General features: G+C 64.9%; 19 protein-coding genes. 5 read left to right on the top strand and 14 right to left on the bottom strand.

Annotation, left to right across the window (positions count from 1 at the left end; translation table 11 throughout):
- Positions 1 to 51: 51 nt before the first annotated feature.
- Positions 52 to 537: an outer membrane protein assembly factor BamE gene (locus XH96_RS17830; RefSeq protein ID WP_194393597.1), complete on the top strand. Its 486-nt coding sequence runs from the start codon at positions 52 to 54 to the stop codon at positions 535 to 537.
- 217 nt (positions 538 to 754) lie between these two features.
- Positions 755 to 1756: a tripartite tricarboxylate transporter substrate binding protein gene (locus XH96_RS17825; RefSeq protein WP_194393596.1), complete on the top strand. Its 1002-nt coding sequence runs from the start codon at positions 755 to 757 to the stop codon at positions 1754 to 1756.
- Between the two features lie 49 nt (positions 1757 to 1805).
- On the opposite strand, the gene XH96_RS17820 is transcribed toward XH96_RS17825, so the two are convergent.
- From XH96_RS17820 to XH96_RS17760, 13 genes are all read right to left on the bottom strand, one after another.
- The gene (locus XH96_RS17820) at positions 1806 to 3356 is read right to left on the bottom strand and encodes a heme peroxidase family protein (RefSeq protein WP_194393595.1); all 1551 of its coding nucleotides are present in this window, start codon (positions 3354 to 3356) and stop codon (positions 1806 to 1808) included.
- A 174-nt stretch (positions 3357 to 3530) separates the two neighbouring features.
- Positions 3531 to 5651, bottom strand: coding sequence for a sodium-translocating pyrophosphatase (locus tag XH96_RS17815; RefSeq protein ID WP_194393594.1), 2121 nt, complete (start codon positions 5649 to 5651; stop codon positions 3531 to 3533).
- Positions 5652 to 5890: 239 nt separating this feature from the next.
- The gene (gene thiL / locus XH96_RS17810) at positions 5891 to 6883 is read right to left on the bottom strand and encodes a thiamine-phosphate kinase (RefSeq protein WP_194393593.1); all 993 of its coding nucleotides are present in this window, start codon (positions 6881 to 6883) and stop codon (positions 5891 to 5893) included.
- Positions 6884 to 7058: 175 nt separating this feature from the next.
- Positions 7059 to 7556, bottom strand: a complete 498-nt coding sequence (gene nusB, locus XH96_RS17805) for a transcription antitermination factor NusB (RefSeq protein ID WP_194393592.1) — start codon at positions 7554 to 7556, stop codon at positions 7059 to 7061.
- 4 nt (positions 7557 to 7560) lie between these two features.
- On the bottom strand, positions 7561 to 8052 hold the full coding sequence (ribH, locus tag XH96_RS17800) for a 6,7-dimethyl-8-ribityllumazine synthase (protein ID WP_061021904.1): 492 nt from the start codon (positions 8050 to 8052) through the stop codon (positions 7561 to 7563).
- 164 nt (positions 8053 to 8216) lie between these two features.
- Positions 8217 to 8840: a riboflavin synthase gene (locus XH96_RS17795; RefSeq protein WP_194393591.1), complete on the bottom strand. Its 624-nt coding sequence runs from the start codon at positions 8838 to 8840 to the stop codon at positions 8217 to 8219.
- On the bottom strand, positions 8840 to 9988 hold the full coding sequence (gene ribD / locus XH96_RS17790; protein ID WP_194393590.1) for a bifunctional diaminohydroxyphosphoribosylaminopyrimidine deaminase/5-amino-6-(5-phosphoribosylamino)uracil reductase RibD: 1149 nt from the start codon (positions 9986 to 9988) through the stop codon (positions 8840 to 8842). The genes XH96_RS17795 and ribD overlap by 1 nt, the downstream gene beginning before the upstream one ends.
- Entirely contained in the window at positions 9985 to 10467 is a 483-nt protein-coding gene (gene nrdR, locus XH96_RS17785) for a transcriptional regulator NrdR (RefSeq protein WP_011087793.1), read from the bottom strand. The genes ribD and nrdR overlap by 4 nt, the downstream gene beginning before the upstream one ends.
- A 15-nt stretch (positions 10468 to 10482) precedes the next feature.
- Positions 10483 to 11781, bottom strand: coding sequence for a serine hydroxymethyltransferase (gene glyA / locus XH96_RS17780; protein WP_194393589.1), 1299 nt, complete (start codon positions 11779 to 11781; stop codon positions 10483 to 10485).
- 268 nt (positions 11782 to 12049) lie between these two features.
- Positions 12050 to 12271: a hypothetical protein gene (locus tag XH96_RS17775; protein WP_014494771.1), complete on the bottom strand. Its 222-nt coding sequence runs from the start codon at positions 12269 to 12271 to the stop codon at positions 12050 to 12052.
- A 37-nt stretch (positions 12272 to 12308) separates the two neighbouring features.
- Complete coding sequence (locus XH96_RS17770; RefSeq protein WP_194394168.1) at positions 12309 to 12545, bottom strand: hypothetical protein; 237 nt, start codon at positions 12543 to 12545, stop codon at positions 12309 to 12311.
- A 201-nt stretch (positions 12546 to 12746) separates the two neighbouring features.
- Positions 12747 to 13265 carry a transcriptional regulator LdtR gene (ldtR, locus tag XH96_RS17765; protein ID WP_025036696.1) on the bottom strand — a complete coding sequence of 173 codons (519 nt, stop codon included), beginning with the start codon at positions 13263 to 13265 and terminating at the stop codon, positions 12747 to 12749.
- Between the two features lie 518 nt (positions 13266 to 13783).
- Complete coding sequence (locus tag XH96_RS17760; RefSeq protein WP_035674874.1) at positions 13784 to 14287, bottom strand: DUF6163 family protein; 504 nt, start codon at positions 14285 to 14287, stop codon at positions 13784 to 13786.
- A 122-nt stretch (positions 14288 to 14409) separates the two neighbouring features.
- Between XH96_RS17760 and hemB the strand changes: the two genes are divergently transcribed.
- From hemB to XH96_RS17745, 3 genes are all read left to right on the top strand, one after another.
- On the top strand, positions 14410 to 15471 hold the full coding sequence (hemB, locus tag XH96_RS17755) for a porphobilinogen synthase (RefSeq protein ID WP_194394167.1): 1062 nt from the start codon (positions 14410 to 14412) through the stop codon (positions 15469 to 15471).
- A gap of 317 nt (positions 15472 to 15788) precedes the next feature.
- On the top strand, positions 15789 to 16331 hold the full coding sequence (locus XH96_RS17750) for an RDD family protein (protein ID WP_194393588.1): 543 nt from the start codon (positions 15789 to 15791) through the stop codon (positions 16329 to 16331).
- A 119-nt stretch (positions 16332 to 16450) separates the two neighbouring features.
- The gene (locus XH96_RS17745) at positions 16451 to 17227 is read left to right on the top strand and encodes an arginyltransferase (RefSeq protein ID WP_061877765.1); all 777 of its coding nucleotides are present in this window, start codon (positions 16451 to 16453) and stop codon (positions 17225 to 17227) included.
- A gap of 71 nt (positions 17228 to 17298) precedes the next feature.
- On the opposite strand, the gene XH96_RS17740 is transcribed toward XH96_RS17745, so the two are convergent.
- Positions 17299 to 18651 (bottom strand): Nramp family divalent metal transporter, encoded by a 1353-nt coding sequence (locus XH96_RS17740; RefSeq protein WP_194393587.1) that lies wholly within the window; start codon positions 18649 to 18651, stop codon positions 17299 to 17301.
- Between the last annotated feature and the right edge of the window lie 129 nt (positions 18652 to 18780).

The raw sequence follows: 18780 nt of genomic DNA, 5'->3' as shown, positions 1-18780 counted from the left end.
CCCGGTACTTCAGCGCCTCGCGCGACGCAAGGGGACGGAATCAGTTCCGCTATGACGACAACGAACAAGACCAGCCTGCGCGCGAACCAGCGGCGAGGCCTTCACGCATGCTGGCGCGGCTTGCGCATGCTCGCAGCTGCCGCCGTGGTCGGCGCGGCTCTTGCGGGCTGTACGGGCGAGCAGTTCCAGAAGGGTTACATCCTGCCGCCCGGCGCGCTCGAGCAGATTCCGATCGGCGCGAGCCAGGACCAGGTGCTGATCGTGATGGGCACCCCCTCCACAGTCGCAACCCTCGACGGTGAGGTGTTTTACTACATCTCGCAGCGCTCGGAGCGCCCGGTCGCCTTCATGAACCAGAAGGTGGTCGACCAGCGCGTCATCGCCATCTATTTCGACAAGAACCGGCGCGTGCGCCGGCTTGCGAATTACGGTCTGCAGGACGGCAAGATCTTCGACTTCATCAGCCGTACGACGCCGACGTCGGGCCAGGAGATGAGCTACCTCACGCCGCTGTTCAAGCTGCTCAGCTTCAACTGAGACTCCAGAGCGCTTTCGCGCGAAGTCGATAACGGCTCGCGCGGAAAAAAATGCGTCCAACACGCAGCCAGAGCCCTTTCAATTCCGCCGGAAGGTAAATCGCTCTGAACTGCGGCGTCGTGCCGCTCTGCGCGCGCCACATGCCGTCGCACGCGACTTGCGGTCGCACGAGCGGTTCCGTACGGTCCCCGCAACATAAGAAGCAGGGAGTGGATTCGTGCCTAAGCCTTTGTTGTCCCGCCGTCGCGTGCTCACCGGCGCTGCCGGCCTTTCAGCCGCAGCCATACTTCCGCGATCGAGCCTCGCCGACTGGAAGCCCACCGAAAACGTTCGCCTCGTCGTGCCGGCTGCGGCCGGCGGCTCGACCGACGTGATGGGCCGGCTCCTGGCCGCGCATCTGCAAACCGCCTGGGGCCAGTCGGCGGTCGTGGAAAACCGCTCGGGCGGCGGCGGCACCATCGGGACCGCCGAGGTGGTCCGCGCCAAGCCTGATGGCCACACCATCCTGGTCGGCAATCCCGGTCCGAACGCGATCGCCTACAGCATCTTCAAGAACCTCACCTACAAGCCCGACCAGCTGCAGCCGGTCTCGAACATGATCCGGATCCCGAACATCGTCTCGGCGCATCCGAAGACCGGCATCAAGTCGATCCCCGAGCTGATCGCCTACCTCAAGGCCAATCCGGACAAGCTCAGCTACGCCTCCTCGGGCGTCGGCCAGAGCCCTCACCTCACCGGCGCCTGGTTTCTCCAGCTCACCGGCCTGAAGATGACGCACATCCCGTTCCGCGGCGCCGGACCCGCGCTGCAGGCGGCCCTCGCCGGCGACATCCAGATCCTGTTCGACAACCTCTATCCGAGCCTGCCTCAGGTGCAGAACGGCACGCTCACAGGTCTCTGCGTCACCACGACCGAGCGCAGCGACCTTGCGCCGAACTTGCCGACGATGCGGGAGAGCGCGCCGGAGCTGGCGAATTTCGACATCTCGTCCTGGTTCTCGGTGTTCCTGCCGAAGGGCGTCTCACCCGAGGTGCTCAACGCGCTCAATCTCCAGGTCAAGGCGATGCTGGAGCGCGAAGACATCAAGAAGCAGATCGCCGCCATGGGCGCCCGCGCCGACTACGGAACGCCGGAGCAGTTCGCCGCCTTCCTGGACGCCGAGACGAAGAAATTCGCCGGCATCATCCAGAAGGAAGGCCTGCAGATGGACGTGCAGTAGTTTCTCGTGTCCCGGATGCCGCCTGCGGCATCCGGGACTTGAGCGACTGCTATCCGGTCGTGACCCCGTCGATCGGGCTGATATCTCCGACGAAGCGCAACAGATCGCTCATCAGGAACGTGCCCGGGGTCTTCGCCGGCAGCGTCGGTTTCCAGTTCTTCTGGCTGAGATAGGATTGGTTGTCGCCGGCGACGATGCCGATGAACACCTCGGCCACGATACGCGCGCCGACCGGACCGAGCCGAAGACCGCCGGTCTTCACCTGGGCCTCCTTGAGGATGTAGTACCAGAGCGGCGTCTTTCGATCGAAGCCATGCGTGGCCGCAACGGCGCCGTCGGTACCGGTTGCGATCTCCGCCGGCTTGAGCGCAGGAATCCCCATCGCACGAGCCACGTCTTGCCCCGACGGCAGTCCGAGATTGACTCCGCGCTGCAGGTTGCGGAGCGGCAGGCTGCCGCCGCCACCTGGAAGATCGTGCAATTTCGGAATGAGGAATGGATCGATCTTGCGCGAATGGTTGAACAGGAAGTTTGGCGTCGGCGCGATCGCCGGATCGAATTCGTAGAAGCGGCTCCAGTCGATGATCCAGTCCGTAGGCAAGGTGCTGACGTTGGGTGGGGAATTGGACGCGTTGGGAGTAGTACCGGCAATTTCGCCCAGGATGCGGCCGGAGAGCCCGGAGAAGAAGAACTCGAGGTTGAGGGTCGCCGCAGCAAAGCCGCCAGGCTTCGTGAACACATGGTTGTGGCTGTATGTCTCGCGAACCATGCTGTGTCCGAGCCGGTAGGCTGCCGCCGAGAACTCGACCGGCATGTAGGGCACCTTCTGGAATCGATAGAACTTCCGGCCCTCGTCCAGAATCCTGGCGACGATGCCCTTCTCCGTTAAGCGCTCGACGAAATCGTGCAGCACCATCCATTGATAGTGCCAAGTCACCAGCTTTCGTGCTTCAGAGAAGAGCTTGTCGGGCGCCGGCGCGTTGGGACCGGCCGCGAGCCTGTCGACGACCTTGTTGTGGAATTTCAGGAACGCAAGGTGCGTCTGTGCGACCAGCAGATTCTCGTCGTTGCGATGGTCGCCGATCAGGGCCCGCCCTTCCGAATTCCGCGTCAGATCATTCGGAAAGACGCCGGCCGCGCGCGGCGTGGGCTCTGTCTTGCCGAGCAGGAACTTCGGCCCGGGCTGTGTGACGTTGTTGGTGTCGCGAGCGTAGAGCTGGGGGCTGCCATCCGGTCCCAGACCGTAGATGCTGTCGAGATCGAGCCTCGGCGTGCGGAAGTTTGTGGTCGCGTTGGGATCCTCCTGCTTCTCGGCAAGCGACGTGAGATCAAGCGTGATGTCGTGATCGACGAACTGGCCGAGATAGGTGAAGCCCGACGGAATGCTGGAGTTGTCACCGGTCACATCGTCCGGAGCGACGTCCTTCATCGCGGCGGCAAGCGCCTGCAGCGCAGGCTCCGGCGCCGTTAAGGCCGGCAAGTCGAACATCCTGCCGAACAAGCCGGGGTCTGCATTGGCGCTGGGCGGTTTCAGTCCGGCCCTGGTCGGCTGGCGTCCGGCTTTCCCGTGTCTTGGATTCAGGTTTGCAGCTTGCGTCATTCTTCCCTCCAGTGGGTGAGACAGCAGCTGCACGGTAGTCCCCGGAGAGAAGACACCTTGTAATTGATCTCACAGTTCCGCCGCGACAAAGCACCTGCGAAGGAACGATATCGTGAACCAAAAACCCCCGCGGCTCGCACCGCGGGGGTTTGTCGTGCAAATTCGTGACGCGGCTCAGTGCGCCAGGATCGCCAGCAGCAGCAGGGCCACGATGTTGGTGATCTTGATCATCGGATTCACAGCGGGGCCCGCCGTGTCCTTGTAGGGATCGCCGACGGTGTCACCGGTGACGGCAGACTTGTGGGCGTCAGAGCCCTTGCCGCCGAAATGACCGTCCTCGATGTACTTCTTGGCGTTGTCCCAGGCGCCGCCGCCCGAGGTCATAGAGATCGCGACGAACAGGCCCGTCACAATCACGCCGAGCAGCATTGCGCCCACGGCCGAGAACGCCGCCGACTTGCCGGCCGCGCCGCCGCCCGCGATCGCGTAGATCACGAAGTAGACGAAGATCGGTGACAGCACGGGCAGCAGCGAGGGGATGATCATCTCCTTGATCGCCGCCTTGGTCAGCAGGTCGACCGCCTTGCCGTAGTCAGGCTTGTCGGTGCCCTGCATGATGCCCGGCTTCTCGCGGAACTGGCGTCGCACCTCCTCGACGATCGCGCTCGCCGCACGGCCCACGGCCGTCATGCCCATCGCGCCGAACAGATACGGCAAGAGGCCGCCGAACAAGAGGCCCACCACCACGTAGGGGTTGTTGAGCGAGAAGTCCGGATTGACGCCGGCGAAGTAGGGATGCTGCGCGGAGCCGGCAACGAAGAACTTGAGGTCCTGGTTATAGGCCGCGAACAGCACCAGGGCGCCGAGACCGGCGGAGCCGATCGCGTAGCCCTTGGTCACCGCCTTGGTGGTGTTGCCGACCGCGTCGAGCGCATCGGTCGATTTGCGCACCTCCTTCGGCAGGCCCGCCATCTCGGCGATGCCGCCGGCGTTGTCGGTGACGGGACCGAAGGCGTCGAGCGCGACGATCATGCCGGCCAGCGCCAGCATGGTGGCGGTCGCGATCGCAATGCCGAACAGGCCCGCGAGGCTGTAGGTGACCAGGATGCCGGCGATGATCACGATCGCGGGCAACGCGGTCGCTTCCATCGAGACGGCAAGGCCCTGGATCACGTTGGTGCCGTGACCGGTCACCGAGGCCTGGGCGATCGACTTCACCGGACGGTAGTCGGTGCCCGTGTAGTATTCGGTGATCCAGATGATAAGCGCGGTGACGACGAGGCCGACCACGCCGCATTCGAACAGCGCCATGCCGGTGTAGTCGACGCCCTCGAGCTTGCCGAAGCCGATCAGGTAGTAGATCACCAGCGCGATGCCGATCAGGGACAGGATGCCGGTCGCGATCAGGCCCTTGTAGAGCGCGCCCATGATCGACTGGCTCGGCCCGAGCTTGACGAAGAAGGTGCCGATGATCGAGGTGATGATGCAGATGCCGCCGATCGCGAGCGGCAGCGTCATCATGTTGGAGAGGATCGCCGTCTTGGCGAAGAAGATGGCCGCCAGGACCATGGTGGCGACCGCGGTCACCGCATAGGTCTCGAACAGGTCGGCAGCCATGCCGGCGCAGTCGCCGACATTGTCACCGACATTGTCGGCGATGGTCGCCGGGTTGCGCGGATCGTCCTCGGGAATGCCGGCCTCGACCTTGCCGACGAGGTCGCCGCCGACATCCGCACCCTTGGTGAAGATACCGCCGCCGAGACGGGCGAAGATCGAGATCAGCGAGGCGCCGAAGCCGAGCGCCACCAGGGCATCGACCACGACGCGGCTATCGGGCGCGAGCTTCAGCGAGTGGACCAGAAAGCCGAAATAGAGGGTCACACCCAGCAGCGCGAGACCCGCCACCAGCATTCCGGTGATCGCTCCCGCCTTGAAGGCGAGCTCGAGCCCGCCGGCAAGCGACTTCGTCGCGGCCTGGGCGGTACGCACATTGGCGCGGACCGAGACGTTCATGCCGATGAAGCCGGCAGCGCCGGACAGGATCGCGCCGATGGCAAAACCGATCGCGACATAGAGCCCGAGGAAATAGACAAGCAGCACGAAGATGACGATGCCGACGAGACCGATCGTGGTGTACTGGCGCCGCAGGTAGGCCTGTGCGCCTTCGCGCACGGCTCCTGCGATCTCCTGCATGCGCGGCGACCCCGCATCCGCGCTCAACACCGAAGACGTCGCCCAAATCGCGTAGACGACGGAAAGCACTCCGCAGAGCACTATCAACCATAATGCTGTCATGTGATTTTTGCCTCAGATCCTTGATGTACCCCCGGCGCCTTTTGTTGTCCGTCGTGCGGTGCGGCGCCTTGATTTCGAACAAGGCCGCCCCCTTGCCCAAAAAAAGAGGCGGCCTCAGTCGGTCGCGAGCTTGCCAAAATCAAATTGAGGGTGCAACGCCGGATAAGGCCGAAAGCGCCGATCTCGGCAGGTATTTAGGACCAAGTGCTGAGAACCAGGATGCCGGTTTGGAGCAATTCCTAGAAGTGGCTGTAGGACAGCCGCGTCAAGAGCAGTTCCTGGCCCTGCCCGTCCAGGAAGCGCGGCCGCTCATGACCCTGCACGATCCTGCCGATCGCGGTCACCGCAACGCCCCTGGCCCGCCCGGCGGCCATCAGCGCCTCGCTTTGCGCCGGCGGAACGGTGCATAGCACTTCATAGTCATCGCCCCCCGCAAGCAGCGTCTCGACGCAAACGACGTTGCTTGCGAGCAGGCCGGCCGCCGCGGCCGAGAGCGGCACGCTTGTCACGTCGACCGAAGCCGAAACCCCCGACGCTGCACAGAGTTTGGCCAGATCGCCAGCGAGACCGTCGGAGACGTCCATTGCTGCGGTCGCATGATCGCGCACCGCCCGCGCCAGCACGTTGCGCGGCTGTGGCACCCGATAGCGTGAGACCAGGGCTTCCCTCGCGGCAGGATCGGACGCGACCGCTGCGGCAGCGGCACCGCCTTTGAGCACGTCGAGGCCGAGCGCGGCATCGCCGATCGTTCCCGTCACGAGGATGCAATCCCCTGGCTTTGCACCGGTGCGCCCGACCATCCGCCCCTGCGGCACGCGGCCAAAGGCAGTGATCGAGATCATCTGCGGGCCCGGCGTCGACACCGTATCGCCGCCGAGCAGCGGGCATGCGAATGTCCTGGCGTCCTCGCCCAGCGCGTCCGCAAACGGACGGAGCCAGGCATCCTCCTGGATGCGCAGCGCCAGCGTCAGCACGAAGCCGGCCGGCACCGCGCCCTTGGCGGCGAGATCGGACAGGTTCACCCGCAGCGCCTTGCGCGCGATGGTGGCGGGCGGATCGTCGGCAAGATAATGCACGCCCTCGACGACGGCGTCGGTGGTGACGACGATGTCCTCGCCGGATGAGGACAGGACTGCGGCGTCATCGACGAGCCCGAATGCGCCGGGATCGGTCGCCAGCGGCTTGAAGTAGCGCGCGATGAGGGAATCTTCGCCGGAGGGATTGTTTGCCATCAGCGCCAGCCCCATCCACCGCTGTCATCGCCCGGCTCGACCGGGCGATCCAGTATTCCAGAGACTGTCGTGTCAGCTCGATAGGCTGCGGCGTACTGGATCACCCGCCTTCGCGGGTGATGACAGCGGAGTATGGGGCAGTCGTCTCGCATCACCTCACCGCCCTCGCGGGAAATTACCCCCGCCCGAACTCGTCGCCGCGAAACTGCCGGCCGATCTGGTCGAGCACGGCGTTCACCATGCCGGTCTCCTCGCGGTCGACGAAGGCATTTGCGACATCGACATATTCGGAGACCACGACGCGGCCCGGCACGTCCTTGCGGTGCTGGAGCTCATAGGCTCCGGCCCGCAGCACCGCCCGCAGGATGGCTTCGATCCGCTTCAGGGGCCAGCCCTTCGACAGCGCCTCGTCGATCAGCGGATCTAGCTTCTTCTGGTCGCGCACGACGCCCGAGACCACGTCGCGGAAGAAGGCGGCTTCGGCCGGCAGGTAAGTGTCGCCCTCGACCTCGTTGCCGAGCCAATGGCTCTCGAACTCGGCGAAAATGTCGTTGATGCCGGCACCTGCGATATCCATCTGGTACAGCGCCTGCACGGCCGCGAGCCGCGCCGCACCGCGCCGGTTGGCCTTCTTCTCGGTGCCGAGCGGCGGCTTTCTGGTGTTGTCGGCCATGGCTTCAGGCCTGCGCCAGGCGGCGCTTGATGCGCAGCATCGCCAGCGCGGCGCGCGCGGCATCGCCGCCCTTGTCGAGTTCGCTGGCGCGCGCCCGCGCCCAGGCCTGCGCCTCGGTGTTGACGGTGAGGATGCCGTTGCCGAGCGGCAGTTTTCGCGCCACCGCGAGGTCCATCAGCGCGCGCGAGGATTCCTGCGACACGATCTCGAAATGAATGGTGTCGCCGCGGATCACGCAGCCGAGCGCGATCACCGCATCATAGGGCTTGCCGTTCGCCGCCGCGGCATCGACCGCGATGGCGACCGCCGCCGGGATTTCCAGCGCACCGGGAACCGTGATCACGTCATGCGTCAGGCCGGCCGCCTTCAGCTCGGCCACCGCGCCATCCAGAAGCGCGTCCTGGAGATCGTCATAGAACCGCGCCTCGACGATCAGCGCGCGCGCGCCGGAAATGTCGGTCTGGTCCTTCAGGGGTGCGCGCCGCGCGTCTGCCATCGTTCAATCCGTTTCGAAAGGGGTCGGCGCTATGTAGTCGCCGCAAACGGGTAAGCCAAGTTCTAAAGACACTGTCATTCAGGGGCGGCTCGAAGAGCCGAACCCGGAATCTCGAGATTCCGGGTTCGATGCTAACGCATCGCCCCGGAATGACGGCCCTGCCGTCACTTCATTTCCGTCAGCCGCGCCGCGTAGCGGGCCATCAGGTCGACCTCGATGTTGACCTCATCCCCCGCCTTCCAGTCGCCGATCGTCGTGACCGTCAGCGTGTGCGGGATGATCAGCACCGAAAAGCTCGCGTCCTTGACCGTATTGACCGTCAACGACACGCCGTCGAGCGTGATCGAGCCCTTGGTGGCGATGAACCGCGCCAGCTCCCGCGTGGTGGAGAGCTCGAACCGCGCCATGTCGGGCAGATCCTCGCGGCTGCGAAGCGTCGCGATGCCGTCGGCATGGCCGGCGACGATATGCCCGCCAAGTTCGTCCCCGATCTTCAGCGCCCGCTCGAGATTGAGCCTCGTCTCCACCTTCCAGTGCTTGGCGGTCGTCAACGCCAGCGTCTCGGCGGCGGTATCGACGTCGAACCAGGTCCTTTGAGCAGAGCCCTTGCCGCCTTCCACGCCCGAGGCAACCACCGTTAGGCAGACGCCGTTGCAGGCGATTGAGGCGCCGTCGGCAATCGTGCTCTGATCATAGTGGCAAGCAATGCGCAGGCGATGCAGCTGCCCCTTCGCCGTGGGCGTGAAGCTGATGATCTCGCCGATATCGGTGACAATGCCGGTGAACATTACGCGCGCTCGTAGATGGTGAGAGTATCCTTGCCCAAGGTTTCGCTAGCATGAACCTTGTAGGCCGGCGACTGCGTGATTTTCGACAGGGGCAATGCATCGAGCGCATCCACGCCGCCGCTGCCCACCGTTTCCGCCCCGCGGAACAGCCAAATCTCGTCCACGAGATCGGCCGCAACGAAGGACGCGGCGACACGGCTACCGCCCTCGACCATCAGCCGCGTGATCCCTTTCTCGGCCAGCGCGCGCAGCACGGCCGCAAGATCGAGCCCGGACGCGTCCCCCGGCGACATGCGAATGAGCTGCGCACCGGCCGCGCCAAGCCGCATGGCGGCGGCAGCCTCGGCGAGCTCGGACCCCACCACCCAGAGCGGCGTCTCGCGAGCGGATCGCACGAGCTGGCTCGATGCGGGAATGCGCAGGCTCTGGTCGAGCACCACGCGCACCGGCGAGCGCGCCGCCATGCCCGGCAGGCGGCAAGTGAGAAGCGGATCGTCCGCCAGCACCGTTCCGATGCCGACCAGGATCGCATCACTGCGCGCGCGGAGAAGATGCACGCGGTCGCGCGCGGCTTCACCCGTGATCGCGAACGGCCTGCCGCCGGCCGCGCCGATCTTGCCGTCGGGCGAAACCGCGAGCTTGAGGATCACATGCGGGCGGCGATCCCTGATGCGGCGGAAATGGCCGGCATGGTCGAAGGCCGCCTCCGCCGCGCAAAGACCCACATCCACATTGATGCCGGCAGCGCGCAGACGCGCATGCCCCTGGCCTGCGACCTCAGGATTGGGATCCTCGATCGCCGCCACCACCCGCTTGATGCCCGCAGCGATCACCGCATCTGCGCAAGGCGGCGACTTGCCGAAATGCGAGCATGGCTCCAGGGTGACATAGAGCGTGGCGCCGCGCGCCGCCTCGCCCGCGCGCAGCAAGGCCTCAGGCTCGCCATGCGGTCGTCCTCCAGGCTGCGTCCAGCCGCGGCCGACGATGACGCCGTCCTTGACGATGACGGCGCCCACGGCCGGATTGGGCCAGGTCCGCCCCTGCCCGCGCTTGCCCAGTGCGAGCGCCAGCTCCATGAATCGGCGATCAGCGTCCCTGGCCTCGCGGGCCTTCTGCGCGAACTGGTCTTCCAGGATGCGGAAGATCATTTGCGGATCGCGGCGAGCCGCGCTTCCTCCTCACCGGAGAGCTCGCCGAGCACGTCGGCGAAATCCTTGGCTTCGCGGAAATTGCGGTAGACCGAAGCAAAGCGCACATAGGCGACGTCGTCGAGCGTGCGCAGGTGCTCCATCACGGTCTCGCCGATCACCTCGGAGGAGATCTCGGCCTCGCCACCGGTCTCGAGCTCGCGCACGATGGTAGAGACCATCTTTTCGACCCGCTCCGGCTCGACCTGCCGCTTGCGCAACGAGATCTGTACCGAGCGCATCAGCTTGTCGCGATCGAACGGCACGCGGCGGCCGTTGCGCTTGATCACCGTGAGCTCGCGCAGCTGCACGCGCTCGAAGGTGGTGAAACGGAAATTGCAGGCGACGCACACGCGCCGCCTGCGGATCACGGACGAGTCCTCGGTCGGACGCGAGTCCTTTACCTGCGTATCCAGACTGTTGCAGTTCGGGCAGCGCATCCGCTTGGCCTAGCCTTACTGGTAGATCGGGAACCGGTCGGTGAGCGCCTTGACCCGTTCCTTGATCGCAGCTTCCACCAGCGGCGCCTTGCCGTCGGAGGACTGCGCGATCGCGTTGAGGACCTCGGCAATCATGCCGCCGACCTGCTGGAATTCGGCCACGCCGAACCCACGGCTGGTTGCCGCCGGCGTGCCGAGCCGAATTCCTGACGTGACGAAGGGCGATTCCGGGTCGAACGGAATGCCGTTCTTGTTGCAGGTGATGGCCGCGCGGACCAGCGCCTTCTCCGAGACGTTGCCCTTGAGGCCCTTCGGCCGGAGATCGACCAGCATCAGATGATTGTCGGTGCCGCCGGAGACGATATCGAGACCATGGCCCTTCAAGGTCTCGGCCAGCGCCTTGGCGTTCTCGACGATGTTCTTGGCGTAGACCTTGAAGTCCGGACGCAGCGCTTCGCCGAAGGCGACCGCCTTCGCCGCAATCACGTGCATCAGGGGACCGCCCTGCAGGCCCGGGAAGATCGCCGAGTTGAGCTTCTTGGTCAGGGTCTCGTCATTCCACAGCATGAGGCCGCCGCGCGGACCGCGCAGCGACTTGTGCGTCGTCGTCGTGGTGACGTGCGCATACGGCACCGGCGAAGCATGCACGCCGCCGGCGACGAGCCCGGCGAAATGCGCCATGTCGACCAGGAGGTACGCCCCGACGCTGTCCGCGATCTCGCGGAAACGCTTGAAGTCCCAGGCGCGCGAATAGGCCGAGCCGCCGGCGATGATCAGCTTCGGCTTGACCTGCTCGGCCTGCTTGGCCACCGCATCCATGTCGATGATCTGGTCCTCGCGGCGCACGGTGTAGTGCGCGGCCTTGAACCACTTGCCGCTCATGTTGACGGGCGAGCCATGGGTGAGATGGCCGCCGGCCGCGAGATCGAGCCCCATGAAGGTGTCGCCGGGCTGCAGCAGCGCCAGGAACACGGCCTGGTTCATTTGGCTGCCGGAGTTCGGCTGCACATTGGCAAAGCCAGCGCCGAACAGCTTCTTGGCGCGATCGATCGCAAGGTTCTCGGCGACGTCGACCCACTCACAACCGCCGTAATAGCGCGCGCCCGGATAGCCTTCCGCGTACTTGTTGGTCATCACCGAGCCCTGCGCTTCCAGCACGGCCCGGCTGACGATGTTCTCGGAGGCGATCAGCTCGACCTCATGGCGCTGCCGGCCGAGCTCGCCCTTGATGGCGGCGGCGATTTCCGGATCGGCCTGCTCGAGCGAGGCGGTGAAAAACGAATCAGGCGCGGAGGCGGTTTTGGGTGCGGTCATCTTGCGAATATCTCCACCCCCGCAGCCGTTTGGCGGGCTACGGACGGGTCTGGTGTGGCGATCGGAAGCGGCGAGCGCGATCTACCACATCGCCCGCAACAGGCCAAGTAGTTGCGGGTCGAGCCTGATATTTATGCAAGATATGGTGGGGGATTGGAGGTTTTCGGCGCGGGAGCGGTTCTATGGAACCATTCCTCTGCAATATCTCGACAGGGGCGCTGGGGGCCTCATCTCACGCCAAGAGCCACCGGCCCGACCCAGTGCCGTCTCACAGCCCCGTGTACCCCGCCTTCACCGGATCCACGCTGCCGTCGAGCTGGCGCAGATAGGTCAGGCCGCAAACCGTCAACCTGTGAGGGTCCTTCTCGCCGGCTTCCATCAACGTATTGAGATAGTTCGTGACCTTGGCCCGGGCCTCCTCGCTGGCCGCGGCGGTGCGGTTGGCGAGCAGGTCGTAAGTCTGCATGATGCGGTCGATGGCAGCTTCCATGGCATCCTCTGGTTGGTCGCGATTTTGGGAGTTTCGATCAGGCAACCGCCTTGGCCTCGATCTGCACCTGGAACCGGGCAATCGCCTTGTTGGCCAGCCCGATCTTGTTGAATTCGCCTTGCTGGAGCAGCTTGACGATGAGGCCGAGCAGGCGTTCGTCAGTGACGAGCGTGTCGGGGATCGCGCCGGAACGGCGAAGGTAATTCGCGGCGATGCCATAAGCCTCGCTGACGAGTTCCACGTTCATCGCCCGAAGCCCGCGCTCGACCAGCATCGACATCCCTCCGATCCGAAGGAGATAAGCGCCCGGCCCGGAACTGGTTCCTCACGGCCGGCACATTTTTTTCGCAGGTGCGAGAACACAAAACGCACCGGTCCGGAAAATCCGGGCCGGCGCGCTTGGGGAGGTCAGGCTCGTTCGGGAAGGCTGCCGGTCTTGTTGCGGGCCGGCTTGGCCTTGATCCCTTCAGAAAACTCAGAGGCGATAGAGGATCTGGTCGGTCCAGAACCGCTCGAGGCGGTGCAGCGACTTGTTCAGGGTCGCAAACTCGTCGCCGGAGATGCCGCCGACCTGCTCCACCGTCTTGACGTGCTTCTGGTAGAGCGCATCGACGATGCGGCGGACTTCCTGGCCCTGCGGCGTCAGGCGGATGCGCACCGAGCGGCGGTCAACGCGCGAGCGCTGATGATCGAGGAAGCCGAGCTCGACGAGCTTCTTCAGATTGTAGGAGACGTTGGAGCCGAGATAGTAACCGCGCGTGCGCAGCTCGCCCGCGGTCAGCTCCTTGTCGCCGATGTTGTAGAGCAAGAGCGCCTGGACCGAGTTGATGTCCGCACGGCCGCGGCGATCGAATTCATCCTTGATCACGTCGAGGAGCCGGCGATGCAGCCGCTCCACCAGAGTCAAAGCTTCCAGATAGAGCGACTGCACCGAACCTTGCTGGCCGGAGACGCGCTCTGCGGTATCTGCCGCAGTTGCGACGGCTTTCATCATGACACTTCCCCTGTTGTCGTTTTTATCGACACTTATTCGACGAAACTTGTGTCCCGCCTGATAGGTGCAACTTAAGGGGGCCGTTTGAAGATCGGCTTAAATAAGAGAATAAAGAGATCATGAATTTAAGACAGTGAATTGCGGATTAAGCCTGTGCCACAAGGGCTTTTCGCAACCGTCTGTTGACCTTCGCAAGGTCCTGTTCACCCTCCGTCCGCCCCTGCTGTCGCATTCCAGAACAGCCCCGCCCCGTTTCGAAACGAGCGCGTAAGAGCTGTGGCGAAAGCGGCTGGTTAGCGAAAACTTACGTCGAATTTTACGCAACCAACGGTCAACCAAACGCGTACAACTCCGCTGACGCTACTCTCGTGTCCCGGACGAGCGAAGCGAAGATCCGGGATCCAGAGCTGCAAGCGAGATGTTGGAGAGATGGGCCCCGGCTCTGCAACGCATCACGCCGCATGTGCGGCGCGCTGCATTGCCTCCAGGGCACGAGAGAATTGCGCGCGACGCGACGCCTACGGCGGCCGTTCGCGCGCGGCCATCCAGGCGAGCGCGAGATAGGCGGCGAGCATGAAGACCTCGACGCCGACCACGACGAGGCTGCCGCCGTAGATGCCGGGGAACATCAGCTCGATCACGGCCATCGACACCACGGTCGTGAGCCACACGACCGCGCCCCAGGGCGTGGCGAGCCAGAGGCCGACCGCGGCCACGAGCTCGATCACGGCGAAGTAGACGGTCGCGGCCTGCCAGGCCATCGACTGGTTCTCGAATGCCTCGTCCTCGCCGCCGACGAACCCCGTCACCTGGGCCCAGTGATAGAGACCCTTCAGGATCGAGAGCAGCGCCATCACCCGCAGGAACAGCACCAGCCGGCGCGTCCAGACATTGTCATCGGACTGGGTGCGCTCCGAGGAGATCGCCGCCACCGACAACGCGCTCTCTCTGGCATTGTCTCGGGCGGCGTCCCTGGCCTGGGCGCCGTCGCGGGCCGCATCGCGGGTGGAGATCTCGGACATGGCCCCTTCTGGCTGCTTCGCCCCGCAAAATCAATCGGCTGCCATCCCTTGCGGCAGGTCAAGCCGCGGTGACGGGAACCGTGCGAGCTGGTATAAGAATAATTCCAGCCGGAGGAAGAATGATGGCGATCAAATACGGACGTCCGATCGAATTGCGCGAGGTTTCGCGCCGGGATAGCACGGCAGTGCCCCACGCCCTCGATCTGACCGTCCGTCCGCGCCGTAACCGCAAGGCCGAGTGGGCCCGGCGCATGGTGCGCGAGAACGTCCTCACCACCGACGACCTGATCTGGCCGCTGTTCCTGATCGACGGCCACAACAAGCGCGAACAGGTCGCCTCGATGCCGGGCGTCGACCGCCTCAGCGTCGACCAGGCCGTGCGCGAGGCCGAGCGCGCGATGAAGCTGACCATCCCCTGCGTCGCGCTGTTTCCCTACACCGACCCGTCCCTGCGCGACGAGGAAGGCTCGGAAGCCACCAATCCGGACAACTTGGTCTGCCAGGCGGTGCGCGCGATCAAGAAAGAGTTTCCGGAGATCGGCATTCTCTGCGATGTCGCTCTCGACCCCTTCACCAGCCACGGCCATGACGGCCTGATTTCTGACGGCAAGATCCTGAACGACGAGACGGTGGCGGTGCTGGTGCGTCAGGCGCTGGTGCAGGCCGAGGCCGGCTGCGACATCATCGCCCCCTCCGACATGATGGATGGCCGCGTCGCTGCGATCCGCGAGGGGCTGGATCGCTCAGGTCTGCTCGACGTGCAGATCATGGCCTATGCAGCCAAATATGCCTCCGCCTTCTACGGCCCGTTCCGCGACGCCATCGGCTCGGCCAAGGCGCTGACCGGCGACAAGCGCACCTACCAGATGGACAGCGCCAACACCGACGAGGCGCTGCGCGAGGTCGAGCTCGATATCGCCGAAGGCGCCGACATGGTGATGGTGAAGCCCGGCATGCCCTATCTCGACGTGGTCCGCCGCGTGAAGGACACGTTTGCGATGCCGACCTTCGCTTACCAGGTCTCCGGCGAGTACGCGATGATCGTGGCCGCCGCGAACAACGGCTGGCTCGACGGCGAACGAGCCATGATGGAGAGCCTGCTCGCCTTCAAGCGCGCCGGCGCCGACGGCGTGCTGAGCTATTTCGCGCCGAACGCAGCGGAGAAGCTGCGGGCACAGGGGTAAGCTCACGCTCCATCTTCGGTGTCGTCCCTGCGAACGCAGGGACCCATACCGCGTGATCCATCCATGATGCACGCTAGTCGTACAGACGAAGGATAAACTGCGAGTCTTCGCCAAACTCCTCCCTGTGGTTATGGATCCCCGCGTTCGCGGGGACGACACCGAGGATGTGGCGCCGATGTCAGCCCCCGACCATCAGGCCTCCCCCGCCCCCGAATCGCCGGAATATTTCGGTTTGCTGACGCTCGCGCGCCCTTGGCACGGGCATGGTCTGCTCCCATGTCGTGACACGAGGGGTTTTCCTCCCGGGAGGACGGACGATGTCGTATGACTCGAGTGATTCAGGCGTCTGGCGCAATGACGGCGGGGTGCAGCCGCACGCCTACGACCCCTACTTGCATCCGGAACTGTTCCGCGGCGTCGCGACGCGGCGGGTGTTCGCGTTCCTGATCGACATGGTCGTGATCTCGGTGCCCGTGATCCTCGGCTACGTCTTCATCGCATTGTTCGGCGTGGTCACCCTCGGCATCGGCTGGGCCCTGTTCTGGATCGCCTGGCCGGCCTCCGTCATCTGGGCCATCGTCTATTACGGCGCCTGCATCGGCGGTCCGTCGTCGGCGACGATCGGCATGCGGGTCATGGACCTGGAATTGCGCACCTGGTACGGCGCGCCCGGCTACTTCGTGCTCGGCGCCACCCATGCCGTGCTGTTCTGGATCACGGTCTCGTTCCTGTCGCCCTTCGTGGTGCTGGTCGGCCTGTTCAACGGCCGCCGTCGCCTGCTGCACGATTTCGTGCTGGGCACGGTCGTGATCAACAATTCCGTCCGCGCTCCCGTGCCTCAAGCGGCAGGACCGTACTGATCAAGAACCTATCAACCAGGACCGACTAAGCTGAGTGATCTGACCTGCCGAGCAGACCGATTGACCAGGGGCTTTCGTAGCGCGATGCTGATGCTCAGTTCGGAGGCCCACGACGTCCCTTGACCCAGCACTCGCGCGACACCCCCCAATTTTACCTCACGGCGCCCTCGCCGTGCCCCTATTTGCCCGGCCGGCATGAGCGCAAGGTGTTCACGCACCTCGTCGGCGACCGCGCCGGCGACCTCAACGACCTCCTGACTCACGGCGGCTTCCGCCGCAGCCAGTCAATCGCCTACCGGCCGGCCTGCGACCAGTGCCGCGCCTGCGTCTCGGTCCGGGTGATCGCCAACGAGTTCCGGCCCTCCCGCAGCTTCCGGAAAGTGATGGCGCGCAACGCCGACATCATCGGCGAGCAGCGCAGCGCAGTGCCCACATCCGAGCAATATTCGGTGTTCCGCGCCTATCTCGACGCCCGCCACCGCCACGGCGGCATGGCCGACATGACCGTGCTCGACTATGCCATGATGGTCGAGGACAGCCACGTCGAGACCCGCATCATCGAGTACCGCAAGCGCGGCCCCGACAGCGGCATCACCGGCCGCGGCGAGGAACTGATCGCGGTCGCCCTGACCGACGTGCTCAGCGATGGTCTGTCGATGGTCTATTCGTTCTTCGAGCCGAGCCAGGTGGGCCGCTCGATGGGCACCTTCATGATCCTCGACCACATCGCGCGCGCCCGCCGGCAAGGCCTGCCTTACGTCTATCTCGGCTACTGGATCGAAGGCTCCAAGAAGATGGACTACAAGGCCCGCTTCCTGCCGCAGCAGCGCCTTGCCCCCTCAGGCTGGCTACGCATCGACGCGCAGGGCGATGCGGCGTCCGAGCCGCAGGATTGAAAGGGCGAATGGTGAGTGGCGAATGGCGATGAGAACTCCATTCGCTATTCGCCACCCGCCATTCGCGCTCCTCACCCGAACAGCGTATCGGCGAGCAGCTTCAGATTTAAGATTACGATGACACCCGCCACGATCCAGGCGATCGCGGCGACGGATTTGGGTATCGCGAACTGGCCCATCTTGCGGCGGTCGGAGACGAAGCGGACCAGCGGGATGACAGCGAAAGGCAGCTGCATCGACAGCACGACCTGGCTGAACACCAGCAGATCCGCCGTGCCGCGCTCGCCATAGATCGCCGTGACGATGATCACGGGAATGATGGCGATGCCGCGCGTCAGCAGGCGGCGCGCCCAGCTCGGCAGGCGCAGGTCGAGGAAACCTTCCATCACGATCTGGCCGGCGAGCGTCGCGGTGACCGTCGAATTGAGGCCCGAGGCGAGCAGCGCCACCGCGAACAGCGTCGAGGCGATGCCGAGACCGAGCAGCGGCGACAGCAGCTCGAAAGCCTGGCCGATCTCGGCGACATCGGAATGACCGCTCTTGTGGAAGGTCGCGGCAGCGACGACGAGGATCGCGGCGTTGATGAACAGCGCCAGCATCAGGGCGATGGTGGAATCCGTCGTCGCCCATTTGATCGCCTCGCGCCGGCCGGTGTCGTTGCGCTCGTAGGCACGCGTCTGCACGATCGAGGAGTGCAGGTAGAGATTATGCGGCATCACGGTCGCGCCGATGATTCCGATCGCGATGTAGAGCATGTCGGAATTGGTGAAGATCTCGGTCTTCGGCACGAAGCCGCGCAGAACCTCCGCCACCGGCGGCGCCGCAGCCACGATCTGGACCGCGAAGCAGACCGCGATCACCGCCAGCAGCGCGATGACGAAGGCTTCCAGGAAGCGGAATCCGCGGTTCATCAGGAGCAGCAGCAGGAAGGCGTCGAGCGCGGCGAGCAATGCGCCGCCGATCAGGGGAATGCCGAACAGCAGTTTCAGCGCGATCGCGGTGCCGATCACCTCGGCGAGATCGCAGGCGATGATCGCCGCCTCGCAGGCGATCCAGAGCAGGAAGTTCACCGCAGGCGAGTAGGTCGCGCGGCACGCCTGCGCGAGGTCGCGGTCGGTGACGATGCCGAGCCGCGCGGCCAGCGACTGCAGCAGGATCGCCATCAGGTTCGAGAGCAGGATGACCGAGAGCAGCGTGTAGCCGAACTTCGACCCGCCGGCGAGGTCGGTCGCCCAATTGCCGGGGTCCATGTAGCCGACCGAGACGAGATAGCCCGGACCGATAAAGGCGAGCAGCCGCCGCGACCAGTGGCCGGCTCTCGGAACTGCGACCGTGGCATTGACCTCGGCGAGGCTCTTGGTGGTGGGCGCGTCGGCACGCCAGCCGGCGGAATCGGGATTCAGGTGGGGCGATAGGGCATCCATGCCGGCACAATACCCAAGTTCATTCTTATTGCAACTCATTTGCAACTGCATCTAGCCGGACCGTTCGCGCCCAGGACTGTGCCGGCCGCCCCTGTTATCGGGAAGCGGGTGGGCCCGGTGGTCGTCAGG

Origin of the sequence: Bradyrhizobium sp. CCBAU 51765, assembly GCF_015291725.1 — a bacterium.
GTDB lineage: Bacteria > Pseudomonadota > Alphaproteobacteria > Rhizobiales > Xanthobacteraceae > Bradyrhizobium > Bradyrhizobium liaoningense.
Note: the sequence above shows the minus strand (reverse complement) of the source record. Positions and strands in the feature narration are given on the sequence as shown.